General features: G+C 51.1%; 1 protein-coding gene. It reads left to right on the top strand.

Annotated features, from left to right (window positions below; translation table 11 throughout):
- Positions 1-101: 101 nt before the first annotated feature.
- Positions 102-947 (top strand): 2OG-Fe(II) oxygenase (locus tag NW807_RS08085; RefSeq protein ID WP_414425790.1); only part of this gene is annotated, 846 nt, incomplete at its 3' end.

The following is a 947-nucleotide window of genomic DNA, read 5'->3' as shown; positions in this document are numbered from 1 at the left end:
TCTCTGGTAGAGCAGAGCAGGCTCAGGGCTACTGAAAGCCCGCTCCGTACCGCTTTAGCGGTCGGAGTCGGGTAGTTTACTCTTTGCTACTGCGGGATTACTTGGCCGACTCAGCCCTATACTTGGTCAACCATTGCCGCTACGGAGCCATAGCCCAAGCCAACCTAGATTTGATGGGGATAGATCCCAGTTTTCATCTGCAGAAGGTTTTGCCCAATCTAGGCCAAGGGATCCATCTCCTCACTTGGGATCCCCAGCACAAAGGGTTAACCGAGCAGGATCTCGCTCACATCCAAGCAATTGGCCCTGGATCACTGCTGGCAGCTAACCCGGTATTCCTGACTTTTACCCAGCCGGATCCCTCAGAACCCAACCGGTTTTACCCCTGTAAATACATCAAGCTGGATAACTTCCTGCCTCAAGAGCTCAACCAAGCCATTCTCCAACATGCCATTACCCACCAAGACAAGTTTATCCCTTCCAAGAGCTACAGCAAGAGCAACACCGAGGCAGAGTCACTAAAATTTCGCCGCTCCCTGAGGCTGGACTTCGCTTACTTTCAGGAGCATGGATCCCTGCTGCGAGAAAAAATTGCGGCTGTTGCTCCCCAGATTTTTGCTGAGCTAGGCATTGAGAACTTTGACATTCAAATCTTTGAGATGGAGATGATTGCCAGCCATGATGGCTGCTTCTTTACCGCCCACACCGATAACTCCTACCCACAAACTGCCTTCCGCCAGGTGAGCTGCGTATATTACTTCCACAAAGAGCCAAAGCCTTATCGAGGAGGTGAGCTGCGCATCTACGATACCCAAAGGCAAAAACCTCATCCACCAATCCTGCACGGGGCATACGATGAGGTAACTCCTACAAATAACAGCATCGTCTTCTTCCCAGAGGATCCCGCTATTCAGGTGGCACTTCAGTTTTCCGATGTAACGGCTATT

The sequence above is a fragment of the Synechococcus sp. R70.1 genome, from assembly GCF_047461675.1.
GTDB lineage: Bacteria > Cyanobacteriota > Cyanobacteriia > Thermostichales > Thermostichaceae > Thermostichus.
This window is presented reverse-complemented; position numbering and strand designations above follow the sequence as displayed.